Origin of the sequence: Bacillus sp. B25(2016b), assembly GCF_001679765.1 — a bacterium.
Classification (GTDB): Bacteria; Bacillota; Bacilli; order Bacillales; family Bacillaceae_G; genus Bacillus_A; species Bacillus_A thuringiensis_K.
Window position 1 is genome coordinate 4919686 of record NZ_CP016285.1, and the last position, 15783, is coordinate 4935468.

Below are 15783 nucleotides of genomic sequence, written 5' to 3' on the forward strand. Positions count from 1 at the left end.
AAATGTGAATATACAAAAGGCGCATTTCTCTTATATTTTTTCTAAGAAAAATGCGCCTTATCCACATATATGTGAAGCCCTATTTCCAAGTGCCTAGAGTATTTTAACATACCTGCTGAACATACAACAAAAATAAGGAATCCATTTCATACGAAACGGATTCCTCTTATATAGCAATTATTTCATTGTAACTTTCATTACTTCTGTTGAACCTTTTGTAGCTGCTACGCCTACAGTTGTCTTAATAGACTCAGCTGCATCTGTGTTTGTAATAACAATTGGAGTAATTGTGCTTTTCGCTTTTTCACGGATTAATTCTAGGTCGAATGAGATTAATTTATCTCCAGCTTTTACAGCTTGGCCTTCAGAAACGTGAGCTTCGAAACCTTCGCCTTCCATTTTTACAGTTTCTAATCCAACGTGGATTAAAATTTCTGTACCGTTTTTCGCTTTAATTCCGATAGCATGTTTCGTGTGGAATAATTGTACGATTTCACCATCAACTGGAGATACAACTACACCTTCAGTAGGATCGATTGCAACACCGTCACCCATCATACGACCAGCAAATACTGGATCTGGTACTTCTTCAATATTTTTCACTGCTCCAGTTAATGGAGCTACGATTGTTTCTTCATTTGTTTTTGAACCAAGACCGAATAATTTTTTAAACATAGGATAGTCCTCCTTATAATTTACCTAAAAGTTTATAGGGCAATCCCTAGTAAAGCTCGGGATACATGTAAGACTTCATACTTCGAATATTATACTGTAAAAACGCTTTCGAAATAAATTACGTCATTACTAATAGACTCTTATTGTAGCGCTTCACAAAATTCCAGTCAATTCTGATTGTCTGAATAACAATTAGAAGTTAACTTCTATTTATATTTTCTCTTTTTTTGCCCAACTTGTCTAGAGGTCTTTACTACATTTTATTTTTTGTTGTTAATTTGTAAAATTTAATTCAAACTTTTTTCAAAATCCACTTGACTAAAGTAAGTAACTATTTTATCATTACTTACGTAAGGTAAGTTGATAACTTTTAGGAGGTTTTGAAAAATGATGGATTTCGGTCTACTTATTATTCGTCTTATTATAGGAATTACATTCATGGGTCATGGTGCTCAAAAATTATTTGGTTGGTTCGGCGGTTACGGTTTAAAAGGAACAGGTGGCTGGATGGAGTCAATCGGTTTACGCCCTGGTGTATTTATGGCATTTATGGCTGGCGCAACTGAATTACTAGGTGGTTTCTTATTCGCATCAGGTATTTTCATTGTAGTTGGTTCATTATTTATCGTTGGAACAATGTTAATGGCTATCTTCACTGTTCACGGAAAAAATGGTTACTGGGTAACACAAAACGGATATGAATATAACTTAATGTTAATCGCTGTCGCTGTTGGTGTAGCTTTAATCGGACCTGGGGCATACGTTTTACTTTAATTTTTATCTCAAATTTGAGATTCTTGAAAAAAGAACTTACTTCATTACAATTGAAGTAAGTTCTTTTTATGAAACAAAATATTATTTCCAGCAGGATTTTCTCATCGTTATCTTGTAAACAAACAATAAGTATTCATATTTAGAAAGGGGATTACAAGCATGTTATCCATTAATCCAGATGAACAAACTGAAAAAGATAATTACAAATTACTTACTGGAAGTATCATCCCTCGTCCTGTAGCATTCGTTACTTCTGTAACAAAAGACGGTGTATTAAACGGAGCGCCATATAGTTATTTCAATATTGTCGCTGCTAATCCACCACTTATCTCAGTATCTGTACAACGAAAAGCTGGAGAAAGAAAGGACACTTCCCGAAACGCAATTGAAAAAGGAGAATTTGTTGTACATATTTCTGACGAATCATATGTAGCAGCAATTAATGAAACAGCAGCTAACCTCCCGCCAAATGAAAGTGAAATTGAACTAGCAAAACTAACACCAATCAAAAGTGAAGTCATCTCTGTTCCAGGTGTAAAAGAAGCAAATATTCGAATGGAATGCGTATTAGAACGTGCAATTCCACTTGGCGGAACGGAAGACTCACCAGCTTGTGATCTACTAATTGGACGCGTCGTTCGTTTCCACATTGCCGAACATCTATATGAAAAAGGGCGCATTCACGCCGAAGGACTCAAACCAATAAGCCGCTTAGCAGGACACAACTATGCAAAATTAGGAGAACAATTTGAATTGGTTAGGCCAGTTTAAAAGTGGAAGTGGCCCGTTTAGCTCTGACCAGCTAAGGTTCTCTCGCACAAAAGGTGCTTTTTACCTTGAGTAGCGGAGGTTCTTAGATGCGAAGAGCTGGCCACTGGAACTGGATAATATCTAAAAGCGGCAGCGGCTCGCTCAGAATGGGAGGAGGATGGAGCTTCTGACGTAGAGGCGCTTTTTGCCTCGCAGGAAGACGCGAAGCTACCGACCATTCTAGCCGCTGAAGCTGGATAATATCTAAAAGCGGCAGCGGCTCGCTCAGAATGGGAGGGGAATGGAGCTTCTGACGTAGAGGCGCTTTTTGCCTCGCAGGAAGACGCGAAGCCACCGACCATTCTAGCCGCTGAAGCTGGATATATTTAAAAGCAAGGCGGCTAGATTCCTCCCATCACTCAAATATAAAATCCCCTGCTTTTTAGCAGGGGATTTTATCATTGTAATTCTTCCTTCTTTTCCTCTAAAGTAGGCATTTTCTCTTTTTTCGGCTTCCCTAGCTTAATTACGAAGAAGTATAGGGAAAGCAATGTAATAAGAAAAACAATTAAAAACGGGTACGGAGAGTAAAAGGCACGCGCCGCCTCAGTCTTTCCCGCAACAAATTTCAATGACTCAATATCTAAAAACTCAGCAAACATTTGTACACCGAGCATACTAAACCAAAAAACAAAAAAACTAATAATAATACCAAAAACTTGCTTCAATCTCGTCATTCATCTCATCCTTTCTATATCTGTAATTTTTAGCGCAATAAATATAGTACAAACAAAATATTCACAGAAAGGAACTATCTCACCATTCACGAATTAACTTAATCCAACCTAACATCGAAATTTGCAAAATAATACCCCAAATTATAAGTCTTCTTACCCATCGAGGATAGAAGGTTAAAAATTTAACATACCATTCCAATAGCTTGTTCATAATTCCCTCCTACATAAAATTATATAGGAAAAAGGATATATAATCCAAACCCAACCAAAATGATACCACCTACTACCTCACCATATGTACCGAGCATATCTTTCGCATGTCTCCCAATTAATAAACCCATCCACGCTAATAACATGCTAACAAATCCAAAAAGTAAAATCGTAATAATTGTTTGTGCCCCATAAATACCAAGACTAAGTCCTACTGAGAAACTATCTATACTGACGCCAAATGCAAATACGAATAAACTAATTCCAATAGGGGCTGTTCTAGTCTCTTCATTTTGTAAAATGCTCGAATATACGATATAAAACCCTAGTCCGATTAATAAAATAGCACCCGCAAAATGTGCGATATCTCCATACTTCTCTGATAAAAAACGACCTAGTACCATTCCTATAAACGGCATAATAATATGAAATATCCCTATCGTCATACCAATATACAGGATTTGTCTTAACTTTAGGGGTATCATCCCCATACCAAGACTCACCGAGAACGCATCCATCCCTAAGGCGAATGCCATAATTATTAAAGGTATTAGCTGTTCAAACGTCATTCATGCCCCTCCTTGGACGTGCTACTTCACAATATGCTTATCCAAGGAGAAATATTCTGTTTGCTAATCTTACCTTATCATTCAATAATAATATGATGTCCTGCCGCTTTTGTTAAACGATTCATAATTGCATTCCCTATTCCTTCATTAGGGAATGACTCACTAAAAATAACATCCACTTCACTTGCATCAAATGTTCTAAGTACATCATATAATTTAGTCGCAACACTAGCTAAGTCACTTCTAACACCACAAGATAATATAACATCTGCACTATATACATGCTGATACTCTTCTGTCGTTAATACGCCTACTTTAAATCCTTCTTCCTTTTTCTCATCTACAAGATGCTGAATAAACTCACGTGAACCCTCAACAATACTAAGTGGTGCTTTCGGCGCATAATGTGTGTATTTCATTCCAGGCGATTTCGGTTTTTCCTTCTCATCCTTTAAAGCTGGATCTAAAGAAACAGTACCTATCACCGCTTCTAATTGTTCTTTCGTAATCCCACCTGGACGTAATATTGTTGGAACCGCGCTTGTACAATCAATTACAGTTGATTCAACGCCTACTCCAGTTGCACCACCATCAACAATACCTGCAATCTTCCCATTCAAATCTTCATATACGTGAGAAGCTAATGTTGGACTTGGACGCCCTGAACGATTCGCACTTGGTGCTGCAACAGGTACATTCGCCTCTTCAATAAGAGCAAGTGCAATTGGATGATCAGGCATTCTTACTCCAACCGTATTAAGTCCTGCCGTCACCTTCTCTGAAATCCCTTCTTTTCTCGGCAAAATAATTGTTAATGGTCCTGGCCAAAAATGCGCCATTAACTTCTCTGCAACTGGTGGAATTTCTTTCACAATCCCATCTAACTGAGATTTTGTACCTATATGGACAATGAGTGGATTATCACTCGGTCTTCCTTTCGCTTCGAAAATTTTCGCGATTGCTTCATCATCCATCGCATTTGCACCTAACCCATATACTGTTTCCGTAGGGAAAGCCACCGCCTCATTTTCTCTTAATAATTTTGCTGCTTCTTGTAACTGTGGATAATATTTTTTTCTTTCCACAACATTATCCACAACCCACATGTTTGTATGCATTTTTTTCCACGTCCTTTTCTACCCTTAAATACTTGTATATTTTTAGTTTACTATGAGATTTATCCAAAAGACAAACAAGGTTTATCCACAAAATGTGGATAAACCTAATTAATCCGTGGATAACTTTGTGAATAGCTGACAATTTAGTATTATTGCATTCTGCTCTTTTATATTTTTACAAAAATGTTCTAGTTGTTGAATTCCCTCTGGAACCTCATCCTTTTCTATAGTAAAAAAGTCAAAAAACTGAAAGATCGGTACAGATTGTGGATGATTTGTTAGTAAGTACAATTGTTGAACACTTTTTTCTTTCATATACTGCAAAAACATTTCAAAAAAATATAAGAAAGTCTGTTTATCCACATGAGGTGTGAATAAACAAGAACGAATAAGCACATCTTCCCCACTTTGTTCATAACCAATTACAGCTCGTATTTCTTCCGCCTCTTCCAAAATCATAAATTGTGCGTACAACTCATTTATTTTATCATCTTTTTTATTAGCTTGTCCGAAAAAAGAATGTAATCTTTCCACATCTGCTTTCGTAGCAAAATACACTTTCTTCATAATAAATCCCTCCTCATTTTTATATATGAAGAGGGATTTATTAATAGTACTATTTAGAGAATAAAGATGTAAAAGCTTCTACAATAAACAATTTAACTTCTGGCTTTTCTTCTTCCTCTTCTACTTTTACATACTCATTTTGCTTTTCTTGTTTTTTCTCCACAGGTTTCTCCACTTTTTCCACAGTTTTCATTTCTTCTTTACTTACAGGCTGCTCTTCGACTTTTGTTTCATTTTTTACTACTTTCTTTTCAGAAGCTGTTACTTTTTTTACTACTTCCTGCTTTACAGCTTTCGTTTCTTTTACCTTATCTACTTTCTTCTCTTCTTTATCTATTACTTCCTCATCTAGTTGTTTCACCTGCTCCTCTTCAGGAGATTCCGCCTTCACAACGTGCTCTTCTTTTCTTACAGCTGTCCCGCTCGAAAAATCTAAGAAACACATTGGTGGAAATAATACACACCACCAGTTCGCCCCTTCACCTTCTCCAATTGTGATTAATACTGCTTCATATTCTCCTGCTGGATAAATAAAATTCCCGTATACCTTTGTAGGAAACTTTACATTCTTACTAAATTTCACTTGAAATGAATCTTTACTTCCTTCTCTTTTTAACGTATTTTCCACCGTTTTCTCGATTTCTGGAATATGACTTTGAATTACTTTGCGTGCCTCTTCAAATGAAGTTAAATCCGCTACCCACCCATCAATTTGTGCTTTTACTTCATCACGCACTTTACGTTTCAATGCCTGGTCTTTATCTGAATCACTATTTGCTAAAATTCGTAATCGAACGGCCTCTTTCGGAATAACTGAAGGCCCTTTCGCATCAGCTTTCATATATCCAAACTGCACAAGTAACTGTGCACCAATTAATAGTATAAGAAGATAAGCAATAACTTGTTTTTTCATTTCCTCCACCGTCCCTTCTACAAACAGTGTGGACAGACTTTCATCTTTCTAAACTATTAAATTCAAAATCTATATGAATTTTTCCACAAAAAAATAGAGTAAGGTGTGAACCTTACTCCATCTCTGCAAATACCATACGATCTTTTCCGTTAATATCGAAAACAACCTCAACATGAGCATGTGGAAAAGCTTGTTGTAACAATCTTTTTACATCCTCACCTTGTCCTACTCCAATTTCAAACGCCACAATCGCTTTCTTCTGCAACACATTCGGCAATTCTTCCATAAAACGGCGATAGAAATCTAATCCGTCTTCACCACCAACAAGTGCTCTCTTCGGCTCATGCTCTTTCACAACAGGAGAAAGACCACGCCAATCCTCTTCCGGTATATATGGAGGATTTGAAACAACAACATCTAGCTTTTGACCCGTTTTATGAAATGGTGACAATAAATCACCGTGATAGAACGTTACTTCTGCACCTAAAGCTTTTGCATTTTCTTTTGCAACTTCAATCGACTCTTGTGCAATATCTACTGTATAAACATGAAGATTTTCATTTTCTAAAGCAAGCGTAATAGAAATCGCTCCACTACCTGTACCTATATCTGCTACATGTAGTTTCTCATCACCAAAATGGCGCTCGATTCTTTCTAATACTCCCACTATAAGCTCTTCTGTTTCCGGTCTTGGTATTAATACTTCTTCATTCACAAAGAAAGACCGTCCATAAAACATTTCATAACCAATCATATATTGAATAGGAATACCTTCTACATGCTTGTGGATAAACTCCGTAAAGCTTTTCTCTTGATCCTCAGTTATTTCTTCACGCATATTCATAAGTAATCCTGTTCTGTTCACCTTTAATACATGACAAAGGACAATTTCTCCCGCATTTTCATCTCGTCCATTTTCCTGTAAAAAAGAAGAAGCCCATTTCAGGGCTTCATAGACACGCATTACTCAGCTGCCTCCATCTTTTGAGCCTGATCTTCCATCACTAAGGCATTGATGAAATCATCTAACTTACCTTGTAAGATTTGATCTAGCTTTTGAATCGTTAAACCGATTCGATGGTCTGTAACACGGTTTTGCGGGAAGTTATACGTACGAATACGCTCTGAACGATCTCCCGTACCAACAGCTTGTTTACGGTTTTGATCATACTCAGCTTGCGCTTCTTGTCTAAACTTATCATAAACACGTGCGCGTAATACTTTCATCGCTTTTTCTTTATTCTTGATCTGTGATTTCTCATCCTGACAAGATACAACTACACCAGTCGGTAAATGCGTTAAACGCACCGCTGACATCGTTGTATTAACGCTCTGTCCACCAGGTCCACTAGAAGCGAATGTATCAACACGAACATCTTTCTCATGAATATCAATTTCTACTTCTTCTGCCTCTGGTAATACAGCTACAGTTGCTGTAGATGTATGAATACGTCCACCAGATTCCGTTTCAGGAACACGTTGTACACGGTGAGCACCATTCTCGAATTTCAGCTTCGCGAAAGCACCTTTACCATTAATCATAAAGATAATCTCTTTATATCCACCTAACTCTGTATAGCTAGCCTCAATAATCTCCGTTTTCCAGCCCTGTACCTCAGCGTAACGGCTATACATACGGTATAAGTCACCAGCAAATAAAGCTGCCTCGTCTCCACCAGCAGCTCCACGAACCTCAACGATAACGTTCTTATCATCATTAGGGTCTTTTGGAACAAGTAAAATTTTCAGACGCTCTGATAATGTTTTATCTTGTGATTCTAACTCAGAAACTTCTTCTTTTACCATTTCACGCATTTCTGCGTCTAACTTATCTTCTAACATTGCTTTCGCATCTTTTAATTGCTCACGAACATCCTTATACTCACGATACACCTCTACCGTTTCCTGTATATCAGACTGTTCCTTTGAATATTCACGAAGCTTATTTGAATCACTAATAATCGCTGGATCACTTAACAATTCATTTAACTTCTCATAACGATTTTCTACAGCTTGCAAACGATCTAACACATCATTCACCTCTACATCCTAGTATCTAATACAAATAGTATATGGTACTTACTCAAAAAAACGCAAATTATATTTAAAAGCGCAAGCGGCTCGCTCAGAATCGCAGGCCACTTTCAACTCTCGACCTTGAAGCGCTTTTTGCTTCGAGCGAGAGAGCGAAATGGCCGGAGATTCTAGCCGCTGGAGCTAGATAATATATTTAAAAGTGGCGGTGGCTCTTTCAGCTCTGACCAGCTAAGGTTCTTTCGACCTAAAGGTGCTTTTTACCTTTTGGGCGGAAGGTTCTTAGATGCGAAGAGCTAGCCACCAGAACTAGATATATTTAAAAGCGTAAGCGGCTCACACCGCTCATTCTTTCTATTTTGAAAAAAACCCGCCTTGCGCAGCGAGTTTTACTTATCTTTGTTTGCAGGTACTGCATGACAATGACGACAACGCGGTTCATACGATTCTGAAGCTCCAACTAAAATAATTGGATCATCAAATGCCGCTGGTTCTCCATCAATTAATCGTTGTGTACGACTTGCTGGAGATCCACATACAGAACATACTGCTTGTAGTTTTGTTACATGTTCAGCAATCGCCATCAGCTGAGGAACTTGTCCAAATGGTAGACCACGGAAATCTTGGTCTAAACCAGCTACAATGACACGATAGCCACGATTTGCCAATACTTGCACCACTTCCACAATGTCCCCATCAAAAAATTGCACCTCATCGATTGCAATAACATCCAGCTCTTCTGTAATATGTTCAAATATATCCTTTGAAGCTGAAACAGGAACTGCTTTTACCTTTAATCCGTTATGTGATACTACATCTTCTTCACTATATCTATTATCAATACATGGTTTAAATACAATTGCATGTTGTTTTGCAAATTGCGTACGGCGCACACGGCGGATTAGCTCTTCTGACTTGCCAGAAAACATACTACCGCAAATCACTTCAATCCAGCCATTTTGATTTATTAAGTACATGAAGCTCTCCTTTCATCTACTTTTCAGTTAAAAGTAGGGTAAAGGTATAATATTTTCGCAAAAAAAACAGACAAGCGAATACATACACTTGCCTGTTTTATGTTTTTATTACTTAAGACCGTATTTCTTATTGAAGCGGTCAACGCGTCCGTCTGCAGTAGCAAACTTCTGACGTCCAGTGTAGAATGGGTGAGAATCAGAACTGATCTCAACTTTTAGTAATGGATAAGTGTTACCATCTTCCCACTCAACAGTTTCGTTAGATCCTTTAGTAGATCCGCTTAAGAATTTGAAGCCTGTGTTTGTGTCCATGAATACAACTTTCTTGTAATCTGGGTGAATTCCTGCTTTCATTCTTTTCATCTCCTTCCGCCCTGAATCATTTTCGAAACAGAGTTTTTCATCTTCAGCTGCATACACAACTATATTGATGAAACACATATGATGAAATTATAACAAGGCTAACTTCATTTTGCAACTACCTGTTTTTGTCTTTTTAATTTTAAAAGCGCAAGCGGCTCGTTCAGAATGGACGCGAAGCCACCGACCATTCTAGCCGCTGGAGCTGGATATTAAATTGAAAGTGGAGGTGGCTCGCTCAGCTCTGACCAGCTAAGGTTCTTTCGCCCTAAAGGTGCTTTTTACCTTTCGGGCGGAAGGTTCTTAGATGCGAAGAGCTAGCCACCGGAACTGGATATTATCTTAAAGTGGAGACGGCTCGTTCAGAATCGCAGGGCATTGGAACTCTCGACCTTGAAGCGCTCTTCGCTTCGAGCGAGAGAGTGAAATGACCGGAGATTCTAGCCGCTGGAGCTGGATATTAAATTGAAAGTGGAGACGGCTTGTTCAGCTCTGACTGGCTAAGGTTCTCTCGCATAAAAGGTGCTTTTTACCTTTAATGCGGGAGGTTCTTAGACACGAAGAGCTAGCCGTCGGAACTGGATACATTTTAAAAGCAGAAGCGGCTCGTTCAGAATCGCAGGGCACTTTAAACTCTCGACCTTGAAGCGCTCTTTGCTTCATGCAAGAGAGCGAAATGACTAAAAATTTTAACTGCTGAAGCGGCTCATCCAGCTCTGACTAACTCAAGTTCTTCCACTTATTTCCCTCTTTAATATCACCTAAACAGCATAAAAAACTCGCTTACTATAAAATAAGCGAGTCCTGATTTTTTCCCTTTACTTAGTTGTTACATACCTTTTCGAGTCTGCAACAATGTTTTGTAAAAACTCTTCATTTGTCTTCGTTTGACGAAGCTTACGTAAGAAACTTTCAACGAAGTCTGGTGTATCACGCATTGTTTTACGAATGCCCCATAACTTGTCTAAATGTTCTTTTGGAATTAATAGATCTTCTTTACGTGTACCAGAACGACGAATATCGATCGCCGGGAAGATACGACGTTCAGCTAATGAACGATCTAAGTGAAGTTCCATATTTCCAGTTCCTTTAAATTCCTCGTAAATAACATCGTCCATACGGGATCCTGTATCAACAAGGGCTGTTGCTAAAATTGTTAAGCTACCGCCTTCTTCAATATTACGCGCAGCTCCAAAGAAACGCTTCGGTCTATGGAAGGCAGCTGGATCGATACCGCCTGATAATGTTCTACCACTTGGTGGAATAACGAGGTTGTAAGCTCGAGCTAAACGGGTAATACTATCCATTAAAATGATAACATCTTTCTTGTGCTCTACAAGACGCATCGCACGTTCTAACACAAGCTCAGCTACTTTAATATGATTTTCTGGTACTTCATCAAAAGTAGAACTTACAACATCCCCTTTAACAGAACGTTCAATGTCTGTTACTTCCTCTGGACGCTCATCAATTAAAAGTACAATTAATTCTGCTTCCGGATGATTTGTTGTAACACTGTGCGCGATTTCTTTTAATAGACTTGTTTTACCAGCCTTTGGAGGCGCAACAATTAAACCACGTTGTCCAAATCCAACTGGTGCGATTAAATCCATGATGCGTGTCGGTAACTTTTTCGGTTCCGTTTCCAATTTCATTTGGCGATCTGGGTATAATGGTGTTAATGCAGGGAAATGCACACGCTCTTTTGCTGAATCTGGATCATCTCCATTTACAGCTTCAACTTGTAATAACCCAAAATAGCGTTCATTTTCTTTCGGAGGTCGTACTTTACCAGAAACCTTGTCTCCATTACGTAAATCGAAACGACGAATTTGCGAAGCTGAGATATAAATATCTTCTGAGCTTGGAGAATAGTTGATAGGACGTAGGAATCCAAATCCTTCTGATTGAATAATTTCTAATACACCTTCCATGAAAAAGAAACCTTCTTTTTCTGCTCGAGCTTTCAAAATAGAAAAAATTAACTCTTTTTTCGTTAACTTGCTATAATACGAAATCTTAAATTCTTTCGCAAGCTCGTATAACTCTTTTAATTTCATGTTTTCTAATGCTGCAATTGACAAATTCATTCAGACACCACACTTTAACGTTATTCTCTTTTTTCATGGGTAAAGGGAAAAAATACGGAAGGCAAATAATTAATAATGAAAGGCAATAAGTTCAAGTAGGGTAATATTCACTATTGTAACCCTTTTATCTAGTTTTAATCAATACGTTGGAACACAAATACAAGAAGCGAAGACAAGAAAATTTGTCTTCGCTTCTTATTTAATTTAGTTCCAGCTTCAGCAGCTAGAATGGTCGGTGGCTTCGCGTCTTCCTACGAGGCAAAAAGCGCCTCTACGTCAGAAGCTCCATCCCCCTCCCATTCTGAACAAACTGCTTACGCTTTTTACTTAACCCAGCTCCGGTCATTTCACTCTCTCACTCGAAGCAAAGAGCGCTTCAAGGTCGAGAGTTCCAATGTCCTGCGATTCTGAGCGAGCCGCTTCCACCTTTTACTTAATAACCAAGTTCGGTTTTTTATTTAAGCTATGACGGCCATCTACGAAGCGAACTGTGCCTGATTTTGCGCGCATAACAAGGGATTGCGTTGTGCCTACGCTACCTTTAAATTGAACACCGCGTAATAGTTCTCCATCTGTTACGCCTGTTGCTGCAAAGATTGCATCGTCACCTTTTACTAAGTCCTCCATACGAAGGATACGATTAATGTCTTCTATGCCCATTTTTTTACAACGTGCTAATTCAGCTTCGTTTTGTGGCAATAGTTTTCCGTGAATTTCTCCACCTAAACATTTTAAAGCAACTGCTGCTAATACACCTTCAGGTGCTCCACCAGATCCAAATAAAATATCTACACCTGTACGATCAAATGCTGTATTAATTGCTCCAGCTACATCTCCATCATTAATTAATTTAATGCGAGCACCAGCTTTACGAATTTCTTCGATAATTTCTTGATGACGTGGACGATTTAAAACTGTCGCTACAACATCTTCAATATCTTTATTTTTTGCTTTCGCAACTGCACGTAAGTTATCAATAATAGGCGCATCAATGTCGACCGCCCCGACTGCTTCTGGGCCAACCGCGATTTTATCCATGTACATGTCAGGGGCATGTAACAAATTACCGTGGTCTGCAATTGCAATAACAGCAAGAGCATTCCAGCCACCAGCTGCTACGATGTTTGTCCCTTCTAAAGGATCAACCGCAACGTCTACACGTGGTCCATATCCTGTACCTAATTTCTCTCCGATATATAGCATTGGTGCTTCATCCATCTCACCTTCACCAATTACAACTGTACCTTTCATCGGAATTGTATCAAATACATCACGCATAGCTGATGTTGCTGCACCATCTGCTTCATCCTTTTTCCCGCGCCCCATCCAACGCGCTGATGATAAAGCTGCAGCCTCTGTTACACGTACTAACTCCATAGATAAACTTCTTTCCACGATAATCCCTCTCCTTTAAGCCTTTATATTTCTGCCGTATTTTGTGAACCGTGTTTTTCTATAAAGTGTACTTCCGCAAGTAGTGATGCTTCGCTTCCCCCTTGCGGAAGTATCACTTATGCGTTCTTCATCTCTTCAATTTCTTGCTTTGTCATTTGTTCTCGCCAAATGTTTGCTCCAAGCCCTTTAAGCTTGTCCACTATATTCTCATAACCTCGATCAATATGCTCAAGTCCTGTTACTTCTGTAATTCCATCTGCCATTAACCCTGCAATAACAAGTGCCGCTCCCGCTCGTAAATCACTCGCCTTCACTTTTGCACCTTGCAGTAACACAGGACCAGTTACAATTGCCGAACGACCCTCTACTTTAATTTGAGCATTCATACGACGTAATTCATCAATGTGCTTGAAACGGGCACCGTAAATTGTATCTGTTACAACTCCCGTCCCGTGCGCCTTTGTTAAAAGCGTCGTAAACGGCTGTTGTAAATCCGTTGGAAAACCTGGATATACAAGCGTTTTGATATCAACTACTTTTAGCTTTCTATTACCGTTCACCGTAATTTGATCATCGTTCGTTTCAACTTGAACACCAGCTTCTCTTAGCTTTGCAGTAACTGATTCTAAATGCTGAGGAATAACATTATCAACCGTTACTTCTCCTCCTGATGCAGCTCCTAGAATCATATACGTACCAGCTTCAATACGATCTGGGATGATAGTATGGTGACAACCATGTAAAGAGTCCACACCATCTATTCGGATTACATCTGTACCAGCACCTTTAATACGTGCTCCCATGCTTGTTAACAATGTAGCTACATCAATGATCTCGGGCTCTTTCGCTGCATTTTCAATAACAGTTCTACCTTTCGCTCGTACAGCTGCTAGCATAATATTAATCGTAGCTCCTACACTAACAACATCTAAATAAATACGTGCCCCACGTAGCTCATCTGCTCTTAAATAGATGGCACCTTGTTCATTCGTAACATGTGCACCTAGCGCTTCAAACCCTTTAATATGCTGATCAATCGGCCTCGGTCCTAAATGACATCCACCCGGAAGCCCAATAACAGCTTTTTTAAAACGGCCAAGCATCGCACCCATTAAATAATAAGAAGCGCGCAATTTTTTCACTTTTCCATTTGGCAAAGGCATTGCAACCATGTTAGAAGGATCGACTACCATCTCCTCCTCCTGTCCATAAGTTACTTTCCCTCCAATTTCCTCTAGTAAGTCTCCTAACATTTTCACGTCCGAAATATTAGGGACACCACCAATAGTTACTGGAGTATCTGCTAAAATTGTCGCTGGAATTAATGCAACGGCACTGTTCTTTGCACCACTTACTCGAATTGTTCCATTTAAAGCTCTTCCGCCTTCAATTAGCAATTTTTCCATATTGAGCTCCCTTCTTGTGAATGTATTTACTTTCTATCTTTTTATAGAAAGCTCCCCTTAAGAATCTCAATTACTCTTTCCATCCCAAAACTCAATAAATAGGAAACCATTATCTTCATTTCTCCTATAGCACGAATAGATAAAGATCAACTATTCATCGAATTCACTTTATCAATTTAGATACGTTATCACATTTATTAATAGGACTATGCACATTATTTTCTATTTAAAAACCAAAAATGATAAAATCTTTAGACTTGTTCACGCTTTCATTATACAACGAAAGGAAACCGTCTAAAAGACTAGACGGTTTCCAAAACGGAATTTTATTCTTACGCTTTACCGTTAGAACCGAATTCGCGAATTTTACCAATAACAGTTGCTTTGATAGCGTCGCGGCCAGGTCCGATAAATTTACGAGGATCGTAAACTTCTTGGTCTTTGTTTAATACTTCACGAACAGCTTTTGTAAACTCGATTTGGTTCTCAGTGTTTACGTTGATTTTTGAAGTACCTAAAGAGATAGCTTTTTCGATATCAGCAGTTGGGATACCAGTACCACCATGTAATACTAAAGGTACGCCAGTGAAGTCACGAACTTGTTCCATTTCAGCGAATCCTAAGTTAGGCTCACCTTTGTAAGGACCGTGTACAGAACCTAAAGCTGGAGCTAGGCAATCGATACCTGTTGCTTCAACAAGGTGCTTACACTCTGCTGGGTCAGCGTAAATTACGCCTTCAGCGATTACGTCGTCTTCTTGTCCGCCAACTGTTCCAAGCTCAGCTTCAACAGATACGTTACGAGCGTGTGCGTATTCTACTACTTGTTTAGTAGTTTCAACGTTTTCTTCGAATGGGTGGTGAGAAGCGTCAATCATTACAGATGTGAAACCTGCATCGATTGCTTCTTTACATTTTTCGAAGCTTGAACCATGGTCAAGGTGAATCGCTACAGGAACAGTGATGTTCATTTCTTCGATTAAAGCTTTAACCATAGCTACAACTGTTTTGAAACCAGTCATATGACGAGCTGCACCCTCAGATACACCTAGGATTACAGGAGATTTTTCTTCTTCCGCAGCAGCTAAGATAGCTTGAGTCCACTCTAAGTTGTTCATGTTGAATTGACCAACTGCGTATTTTCCTTCTAGTGCTTTGTTTAGCATTTCTTTCATAGAAACTAAAGGCATGGTGAATCCTCCTAAAAA

General features: G+C 38.8%; 17 protein-coding genes. 2 read left to right on the plus strand and 15 right to left on the minus strand.

From position 1 onward, the window contains the following. Nucleotides 1–177 precede the first annotated feature (177 nt). Nucleotides 178–675, minus strand: a complete 498-nt coding sequence (locus tag BAQ53_RS25240; RefSeq protein ID WP_000473665.1) for a PTS sugar transporter subunit IIA — start codon at nt 673–675, stop codon at nt 178–180. Between the two features lie 387 nt (nt 676–1062). Between BAQ53_RS25240 and BAQ53_RS25245 the strand changes: the two genes are divergently transcribed. Continuing rightward, nucleotides 1063–1449: a DoxX family protein gene (locus BAQ53_RS25245; RefSeq protein WP_000968616.1), complete on the plus strand. Its 387-nt coding sequence runs from the start codon at nt 1063–1065 to the stop codon at nt 1447–1449. Between the two features lie 159 nt (nt 1450–1608). Then, complete coding sequence (locus BAQ53_RS25250; RefSeq protein WP_000949038.1) at nt 1609–2220, plus strand: flavin reductase family protein; 612 nt, start codon at nt 1609–1611, stop codon at nt 2218–2220. 437 nt (nt 2221–2657) lie between these two features. Here BAQ53_RS25250 and BAQ53_RS25255 read toward each other — a convergent pair whose 3' ends face one another. The 14 genes from BAQ53_RS25255 to BAQ53_RS25315 form a co-directional block, all read right to left on the minus strand. Continuing rightward, on the minus strand, nt 2658–2936 hold the full coding sequence (locus BAQ53_RS25255) for a DUF3935 domain-containing protein (RefSeq protein ID WP_000197472.1): 279 nt from the start codon (nt 2934–2936) through the stop codon (nt 2658–2660). Nucleotides 2937–3015: 79 nt separating this feature from the next. Next, on the minus strand, nt 3016–3147 hold the full coding sequence (locus BAQ53_RS26405; RefSeq protein WP_279615939.1) for a hypothetical protein: 132 nt from the start codon (nt 3145–3147) through the stop codon (nt 3016–3018). A gap of 19 nt (nt 3148–3166) precedes the next feature. Next, nucleotides 3167–3715: a manganese efflux pump MntP gene (locus BAQ53_RS25260; RefSeq protein ID WP_000142464.1), complete on the minus strand. Its 549-nt coding sequence runs from the start codon at nt 3713–3715 to the stop codon at nt 3167–3169. A gap of 77 nt (nt 3716–3792) precedes the next feature. Next, nucleotides 3793–4833, minus strand: a complete 1041-nt coding sequence (locus tag BAQ53_RS25265) for an L-threonylcarbamoyladenylate synthase (protein WP_000557351.1) — start codon at nt 4831–4833, stop codon at nt 3793–3795. 108 nt (nt 4834–4941) lie between these two features. Next, nucleotides 4942–5400, minus strand: a complete 459-nt coding sequence (locus BAQ53_RS25270) for a GNAT family N-acetyltransferase (RefSeq protein ID WP_000758437.1) — start codon at nt 5398–5400, stop codon at nt 4942–4944. Nucleotides 5401–5449: 49 nt separating this feature from the next. After that, nucleotides 5450–6313, minus strand: coding sequence for a stage II sporulation protein R (gene spoIIR, locus BAQ53_RS25275; RefSeq protein WP_002097913.1), 864 nt, complete (start codon nt 6311–6313; stop codon nt 5450–5452). A 112-nt stretch (nt 6314–6425) separates the two neighbouring features. Beyond that, nucleotides 6426–7277: a peptide chain release factor N(5)-glutamine methyltransferase gene (gene prmC / locus BAQ53_RS25280; RefSeq protein ID WP_001267055.1), complete on the minus strand. Its 852-nt coding sequence runs from the start codon at nt 7275–7277 to the stop codon at nt 6426–6428. Then, the gene (gene prfA, locus BAQ53_RS25285; protein ID WP_000887064.1) at nt 7277–8344 is read right to left on the minus strand and encodes a peptide chain release factor 1; all 1068 of its coding nucleotides are present in this window, start codon (nt 8342–8344) and stop codon (nt 7277–7279) included. The genes prmC and prfA overlap by 1 nt, the downstream gene beginning before the upstream one ends. A 392-nt stretch (nt 8345–8736) precedes the next feature. Continuing rightward, nucleotides 8737–9324 carry a thymidine kinase gene (locus BAQ53_RS25290; protein WP_000280859.1) on the minus strand — a complete coding sequence of 196 codons (588 nt, stop codon included), beginning with the start codon at nt 9322–9324 and terminating at the stop codon, nt 8737–8739. A 108-nt stretch (nt 9325–9432) separates the two neighbouring features. Further along, nucleotides 9433–9678 carry a type B 50S ribosomal protein L31 gene (locus BAQ53_RS25295; RefSeq protein WP_000643433.1) on the minus strand — a complete coding sequence of 82 codons (246 nt, stop codon included), beginning with the start codon at nt 9676–9678 and terminating at the stop codon, nt 9433–9435. 824 nt (nt 9679–10502) lie between these two features. After that, nucleotides 10503–11774 carry a transcription termination factor Rho gene (gene rho, locus BAQ53_RS25300; RefSeq protein WP_001053903.1) on the minus strand — a complete coding sequence of 424 codons (1272 nt, stop codon included), beginning with the start codon at nt 11772–11774 and terminating at the stop codon, nt 10503–10505. A 429-nt stretch (nt 11775–12203) separates the two neighbouring features. Then, a complete protein-coding gene (glpX, locus tag BAQ53_RS25305; RefSeq protein WP_000442340.1) occupies nt 12204–13169 on the minus strand; it encodes a class II fructose-bisphosphatase in 966 nt (321 codons plus the stop codon). Nucleotides 13170–13285: 116 nt separating this feature from the next. Beyond that, entirely contained in the window at nt 13286–14575 is a 1290-nt protein-coding gene (gene murA / locus BAQ53_RS25310) for a UDP-N-acetylglucosamine 1-carboxyvinyltransferase (RefSeq protein WP_000413254.1), read from the minus strand. A 332-nt stretch (nt 14576–14907) separates the two neighbouring features. Beyond that, entirely contained in the window at nt 14908–15765 is an 858-nt protein-coding gene (locus tag BAQ53_RS25315) for a class II fructose-bisphosphate aldolase (protein WP_001131855.1), read from the minus strand. Nucleotides 15766–15783 lie beyond the last annotated feature (18 nt).